Here is a 6,564-nt window from a genome sequence, read left to right on the forward strand (position 1 = left end):
CCGGCGTATTCTGTGTGTCGGTCAGAACTACGCGGCCCATGCGCGCGAGATGGGATCCGACCCGAATAAACAGACCCCTTTCTTCTTCTCCAAGCCAGGCGACGCCCTGGTGACGGACGGGGCGAACCCCGCCTATCCGCCGGCGACCGAGAACCTTCACTATGAGGCGGAACTGGTCGCCGCCATCGGCGAGGGCGGGCGGACCGTCGGCTGGGCGGTCGGGTGCGACCTGACCCGGCGCGACCTTCAGGCCGAGGCCAAGAAGGCGGGCCGCCCCTGGGACGCCGCCAAGGGCTTCGACCAGTCGGCGCCCTGCGGAGCGGTCACCCTGGGCGCCCTGCCCGATCCCGCAGGGCGCATCGAACTGAGCGTCAACGGCGAGATGCGCCAGTCCAGCCGTCTGGACGACATGATCCTGAACCCCGACCGCATCGTCGAAGAAGCCGGCAAGCTGTGGGCGCTCCAGGCCGGAGACCTGATCTTCACCGGCACCCCGTCCGGCGTCGGCCCTGTCGTGCGCGGCGATACGGTCGTTGCGACCATCGACGGGCTGGAGACGCTGAGGTTCGAGGTCGTCTGATGATCCTGCACGGCTATTGGCGCTCCGGCGCCAGCTACCGGGTCCGCATCGCCCTGAACCTGAAGGGGCTGACCTATGAGCAGGCGGCGCACGATCTGCGCCAGGGCCGACAGAAGACGCCCGACTATCTGGCGCTGAACCCCCAGGGCATGGTCCCGGCCCTGGATGTCGACGGGCAGGTGCTGATCCAGAGCCCGGCCATCCTGGAATGGCTGGAGGAAACCTATTCCGAGCCGCCGCTGCTGCCGCGTGACGCGGACGACCGGGCGACGGTGCGCGCCATGAGCGCCGTGATCGGCTGCGACATCCATCCGCTGAACAACCTGCGTGTGCTGACCTCGCTGCGGCGCGACCTGGGGGCCGACCAGGCGACCGTCGACGCCTGGGCCGCGCGCTGGATCGCGCCGGGCTTCGACGCCCTGGAGACCCTGGTCGCGCGGCACGGGGCGGGTTTCAGCTTCGGCGACGGGCCGACCCTAGCGGACTGTTACCTGATCCCGCAGCTCTATTCCGCGCGTCGCTTCAACGTCGGGACCGCCGCCTGGCCCGCGCTGGAAGCCGTGGAGGCGCGCGCCCTGGCCCACCCGGCCTTCGCCGCGGCTCACCCGGACCGACAGCCGGACGCCGACGTGTGATCGTCCACCGATTTCGCCGACCGGCGGTGGATAAGTAAGGATTGGGCAAGGTCTCGCTCAGCGTCCCTTAAACATTGCGAGTCATTGTCCCGGGGTGACGCCATCCCCCGCCACCCCTTCGGCGCCCTCGCCCGTCAATCGCCTGGCCCTGGCCGTGGTGACGGAACCCGAGCGCGCGCCCGGCGCCTTCATGGCGGCGCCCGCCGGCGCGCGCGAAGAGGCTATGCGCTTTCTGCTGCAGACCGGGGCGGACGCGGGCGTGAAATTGGTCGCGACCAAGCCCGAAGGCGACGCCGAGCGTCTGCTTGGACAGGCCTGGCCGTTCCCGTCGCCTTTCCAGGTGACCGTGCGGACCGTGCCGCTGGCCGAGGGGGTCGATCGTGTCGAGGCGCGTGCGCGCCGGTCGCTGGAACGTTTGGGCCTGCCGCGCGGCGAGGCCCTTTTGGTGTCGAACGCCGCCGAGCTGGCCGGCGCCGAGGGCCGCGCCCTGTGGGACCGGATGCAGGCGCTGAAACAGCGCGGCCTGTTTCGGCGCATCGGCTTTTGCGCCGCCATCGAGGACGGGCCGGCGCTGCTGGCGCGGCGGCTGGAGCCCGACGTCGTCCAGATCGGCTGCAGCTTGCTGGACCAGCGCGCGGCGCAGGACGGGATTCTGAACGAACTGGCCGGCATGGGCGTGGACGTGCATTTGTCGTCGGTGTTCGCCAACGGCCTGCTGTTCGCCGGGGGTGACGACCTGCCGCCCGAGATGGCGGGCCACGCTCAGGGCCTGTCGCGGACGCGCCGGCGTCTGGCCGAGATGCGCTGCGATCCCATGCAGGCGGCCCTGGGTTACGCCCTGTCGCTGAGGGGTGTGGCGATGGTGGTGGCCAGCGTGGCCTCGGCCGCGGAACTGCGCGCCATCCTGGCGGCGGCCCACGCGCCGTGTCCGAATCTGGACTGGACGCGGCTGGCGCTGGATGCGCCGGCGGCCTTCACCGCCGACGCCCGGCTGCGGATCAGTAGCGCAGCCTGATCCCCAGGTAGCCGGTGCGGCCCGGCTCGCCATAGCCCAGCACCTGCTGATAGCGCTCGTCCGCCAGGTTTTCGACGCGCGCCGTCACGACGACGTTGTCGGTCAGGGCGAAGGCCGCGTTCAGGTTCGCCGTGACGAAGCCGTTACGCACGCCGCCTGAATCGTCCATGTCGCCCTCGGCGCGAACGGTCAGGGCGCCCGACAGCCGGTCCCCGCTCCAACCCAGCGTGGCCGACCCGGCGTGTTCGGGCACGCGCAGCAGACGGGCGTCCGTCGTGCCGTCGCGGGCGTCGGTCCAGGCGTAGGCCAGGGTCAGGTCGAAGCCGCCGCCCAGGGCCGCGCGGCCCTCGGCCTCGACGCCGTCCGTCTCGGTCTTGGCGATGTTGATGTAGCGGCCATCGCGCCAGGCGATCTCGTCGTCGACGTTCAGCCGATAGGCTGTGACGCGGCCGTCGAGGCGCCCGTCGGCCGAGGCCCAGCCCAGGGCGACCTCCACGCTGTCGGCCGTCTCGGCGGTCAGTTCGGGCCAGGGCAGGGGCGCATAGCAGAAGTCGCACACGGCTTGGCTGACGGTCGGAGCCTTGAAGCCGGTGCCGTAGGCCGCCGACAGGGTGAAGCCGCCGGCCAGGTCGTAGGCCGCCGAAATCCGCCCGGTGGTCTCCGCGCCGAAGTCGTCGGTATCGTCATAGCGCAGGCCGCCGGTCAGGTTCAGCGCGCCGACGTCATACTGGGCCACGCCGAAAACCGAGGTTGTCGCCAGATCGCGCGCCGCGCCCGACGACAAGGCGCCGTAAGCCTCCTCGCGCTCGGCGCCGAAGGCATAGGCCACGCCCTTCGCCGCGCCGTCGGCCTGCCAGCGATAGACTTGGCGGTCGCCGCTGAAGGTCGAGGGCCAGCCGCTGCTGTAGGATGTGCGGCCGATGTCCGAGGCCGAGACGCTGAACTGGTGGGACAGGCCCAGGGCCTTGGCGTTCAGGCGGGCGAAGCCGGACCACTGTTCGCTGTCCTGGGTGTCGTCGGTGTCGGCCAGGACGTAGGTCGGGGCCGGATAGCCGTCGAGATCGACATGGGCCTTGGCCCAACGGATCGACCCGTCGACCGACACCGTGTCGGACAAGGCGTAGCGCGCCTTGGCGCCGGCGGTCGTGCTGCGCAGGCCGTCGCGCTCGCTGTTGCCGTCGGCCTCGTCGGCGGCGCTGACGCCGTCCGTCTCGAACTGCGACACATAGGCGCTGACGGCGTAGGCCTCGTTGGCGGTACCGACCGAAAGGCGGCCGCGCGCGGTGGCCAGGCTGCCGGCCTCCAGTTCGGCGCGCAGTCCGTCGACCTCGCGGGTGGTGAAGGAAATCACCCCGCCGATGGCGTCAGAGCCCCACAGCGACGACTGCGGGCCGCTGAGCACCTCGATCCGGTCGATGTCGGCCAGTTCGAACGAGCCGAAATCATAGGCGCCATTGATGTCGGCAGGGTCGTTGACGGGCGCGCCGTCGACCAGGACCAGGGTCTTGCCCGGATTGGCGCCGCGCATCCGCACCTGGGCGACGCCGCCGAAGGCGCCCGTACGTGTGACCGACAGGCCCGGCACGTCGGCCAGGATGTCGGCGGCGAAGACGGCGCCGCGCTGTTCGATGGTTTCCGCGTCGATGACGCGCGCGCCGGGCGTGTCGGCGGCGACCGCGGGCAGGCGGGTGGCGGTGACGATCACCTCCTGCAGTTGGTCGATGTCGTCAGCCAGGGCCGGCAAGGCGACCGAGGCCGCCAATAGCGTGGTGGACAATAGGATGGAGCGCTTCATGTCGAGCGGATTCCCCGTGGACGCCCCGAGTGCGCGCGGGGAGCCGGTGTGAGCGAGCCGATCCGCCCGGCGGGTGCCGGACGGCGCAAGATCGGGTCGCTGCGACGGAAGTTCCCGCGCCCCTGTCTGGTCCCGGACAGAAGACGAGCGACGTCGGCGGCCAGGTCTCCTGGCTCGCGGGTCTTCACGCGGGGTCCTCGCCTTCCCAGTTTCCCAGTGGCGCCGGGGCGGACCCCGGACGGACGACACGCTCGCCGCCTACAGTTGCGGGCACAGCCGCGGTGTTCGACCGCGTTCCCTAAACCGCCTGGCGCGGCCTATCGCAGGGCCAAGATGCCTGTGCAAGAGCGGCGGTTCGGGCTTGAGACGACCGTTGCGATCCGTCACCCTGACGCCACATGAACGCGCCCGCCTTCCCGCCCTCCGGTCCCCCGCCCGACATCGCCGCCTCGCTGGAAGGCGCGACGCCGTTCATGGCGCAGTATCTGACGGCCAAGGCGGGCCAGCCGGACGCCATCCTGTTCTTCCGCATGGGCGACTTCTACGAGCTGTTCTTCAAGGACGCCGAGGTCGCGGCGGCCGCGTTGGGCATCACCTTGACCAAGCGGGGCAAGCACCAGGGCGAGGACATTCCGATGGCTGGCGTGCCGGTCCATGCGATGGACGGCTATCTGGCCCGGCTGATCCGCATGGGCCACAAGGTCGCCATCTGCGAACAGCTGGAAGATCCCGCCGAGGCCAAGAAGCGCGGCTCCAAGGCCGTGGTCCAGCGCGGCGTGGTGCGGGTGGTGACGCCGGGCACCCTGACCGAGGATTCGCTGCTGGACGCGCGCGGCGCCAACCGGCTGGCGGCGGTGGCCCTGAGACGCGGCAGGGCGGCCGTTGCGGTGGTGGAGCTGTCGTCCGGGGCGGTGGACTGCGTCGCCTGCGCGCCCGACGACCTGGGCGCGGCCCTGGCGGCCTTTCGTCCCTCCGAAGTGCTGGTCACCGACCGGATGTTCTCCGACGAGGCGACGCGCGGCGCGCTGGACGGCTCGGGGGGCGTAGTCCAGGCCCTGGCCGCCGCCATCGCCGAGCCCCAGGCGGCGCGCACGCGGGTCGAGCGACTTTACGGCGTGGCGGCCCTGGACGGCTTCGGCGCCTTCGAGGAGGCCGAGGTCTCGGCGCTGGGCCTGATCGCCGCCTATCTGGAGACGACCCAGGCGGGCAAGGTTCCGGCCCTTTCCCCGCCGCGCCGGTCGGGCGAGAGCGGCTTCCTGGCCATCGACCCGGCCACCCGCGCCAGCCTGGAGATCGACCGCACCCAGAGGGGCGAGCGAGAGGGATCGCTGCTGGCCTGCATCGACCGCACCGTCACCTCGGGCGGGGCGCGGGCCCTGGCCGAGCGGATCGCCCGGATCCTCGACCTCTCGGACGCGGAGCGCGCCGCCATGGGCGAGGCATCCCATGCGAAGGCCCTGCACCATTCCGCCCAGAAGACGGTGGACATCTTCGAGCGTCTCTACCGCGGCGCGACGGCTGCCGAGGTCCGCGCGATGCTCTGAGCCCCGTCGGTAGGATGGGCGGGTCCCGCGCGATGCCGCGGGGGAGGGGCGTTAGCTCAGTCGGTCAGAGCAGGGGACTCATAATCCCTGGGTCGCGGGTTCAAGTCCCGCACGCCCTACAGAAAACGGCCCCCGGCCGCGCGGTATGGCGCGGGCCGGGGGCCGTCGTCGTGCCGGTGCTCAGTAGCGGGCGGCCACCGCGAGCATGTCGGACTTCATGATCGTCGTGGAGGTGAACACTAGGCCCGCGTCCTCGTTGAGGGCGTGGGCGAGCTGGCCGCCGCCCATGTACATGGCCACGTGGTAGATGCGGCCGGTGGACTGGTTCGCGTAGAACACGAGGTCGCCGGGCTGGGCCTGGGAGATCGGCACGTAGGACTTCGCGGCGAGGTACTGGTCGCCGGCGCGGCGCGGGATGGAGATGCCGGCCCGGGCCATGGCCTGCTGGGTGAGGCCGGAGCAGTCGAAGCCGGAGGGGCCGTTGCCGCCCCACACGTAATAGGAGGACGGGTTCCGGACGGCGGAGCGCACGTAGTCGACGGCAGCCTGCTTGGACGCGGGCGCCGGCGCAGGGGCGACGGCGGGGGCGCTGGAGGTGGAGACCGAGGTGGTCTTCAGGACCATCCCCGGGTGGAGCATGGTCGAGGAGCTCATGCCGTTGATGGACTGCAGGACCGAGGCGGACACCCCCGTGCGGTAGGAGATGATCCACCAGCCGTCGCCGGCCAGCACGGTGTAGGTCGAGCCCGAGGTGGACGGCGCCGGGGCCGGGGCCGGGGTGGCGGTGCCGGAGGTCTTGAGGACCATGCCGGGGTGCAGCACGGTCGCGGCGGTCATGCCGTTGAGCGACTGCAACCTGGACATGGAGACGCCGGTGCGCTGGGCGATGATCCACCAGCCGTCGCCGGAGCGGACGGTGTAGGTGGTCTCGGCGGCCTGGGCGGTCTCGGCGACGGACACGGTGCCGACGCCGGTCAGGGCGGCGGCGCCCAGGG

General features: G+C 71.4%; 5 protein-coding genes, 1 tRNA gene, 1 pseudogene and 1 riboswitch. Of the genes and pseudogenes, 5 read left to right on the plus strand and 2 right to left on the minus strand.

The window, feature by feature from the left end:
- From B2U11_RS05375 to B2U11_RS05385, 3 genes are all read left to right on the plus strand, one after another.
- Positions 1-580: fumarylacetoacetate hydrolase family protein (locus tag B2U11_RS05375; protein ID WP_292070430.1), on the plus strand; the 580-nt coding region annotated here is incomplete at its 5' end.
- Positions 580-1,215: a maleylacetoacetate isomerase gene (maiA, locus tag B2U11_RS05380; protein WP_292070432.1), complete on the plus strand. Its 636-nt coding sequence runs from the start codon at positions 580-582 to the stop codon at positions 1,213-1,215. The genes B2U11_RS05375 and maiA, both read left to right, overlap by 1 nt.
- 94 nt (positions 1,216-1,309) lie before the next feature.
- Entirely contained in the window at positions 1,310-2,230 is a 921-nt protein-coding gene (locus B2U11_RS05385) for an aldo/keto reductase (protein ID WP_292070433.1), read from the plus strand.
- Here B2U11_RS05385 and B2U11_RS05390 read toward each other — a convergent pair.
- Positions 2,214-4,025 carry a TonB-dependent receptor plug domain-containing protein gene (locus B2U11_RS05390; RefSeq protein ID WP_292070435.1) on the minus strand — a complete coding sequence of 604 codons (1,812 nt, stop codon included), beginning with the start codon at positions 4,023-4,025 and terminating at the stop codon, positions 2,214-2,216. The genes B2U11_RS05385 and B2U11_RS05390 overlap by 17 nt on opposite strands.
- Positions 4,026-4,187: 162 nt before the next feature.
- Positions 4,188-4,325, minus strand: a riboswitch (cobalamin riboswitch).
- Between the two features lie 98 nt (positions 4,326-4,423).
- On the opposite strand from B2U11_RS05390, the pseudogene B2U11_RS05395 reads away from it, so the two are divergent.
- Together B2U11_RS05395 and B2U11_RS05400 are read left to right on the plus strand one after the other, a co-directional pair.
- Positions 4,424-5,437: pseudogene (locus B2U11_RS05395) on the plus strand (DNA mismatch repair protein MutS); the annotation flags it as partial.
- Positions 5,438-5,614: 177 nt separating this feature from the next.
- A tRNA-Ile gene (locus B2U11_RS05400) sits at positions 5,615-5,688 on the plus strand.
- 61 nt (positions 5,689-5,749) lie between these two features.
- On the opposite strand, the gene B2U11_RS05405 is transcribed toward B2U11_RS05400, so the two are convergent.
- Positions 5,750-6,564 (minus strand): C40 family peptidase (locus B2U11_RS05405; RefSeq protein WP_292070436.1); only part of this gene is annotated, 815 nt, incomplete at its 5' end.

The sequence above is a fragment of the Brevundimonas sp. UBA7534 genome (assembly GCF_002479325.1).
Lineage (GTDB): Bacteria > Pseudomonadota > Alphaproteobacteria > Caulobacterales > Caulobacteraceae > Brevundimonas.

Excerpts from the sequence above, each read along its gene's own strand:
- maiA (WP_292070432.1), top strand. The coding sequence starts at position 580 with ATGATCCTGCACGGCTATTGGCGCTCCGGCGCCAGCTACCGGGTCCGC.
- B2U11_RS05390 (WP_292070435.1), bottom strand. The coding sequence starts at position 4,025 with ATGAAGCGCTCCATCCTATTGTCCACCACGCTATTGGCGGCCTCGGTC.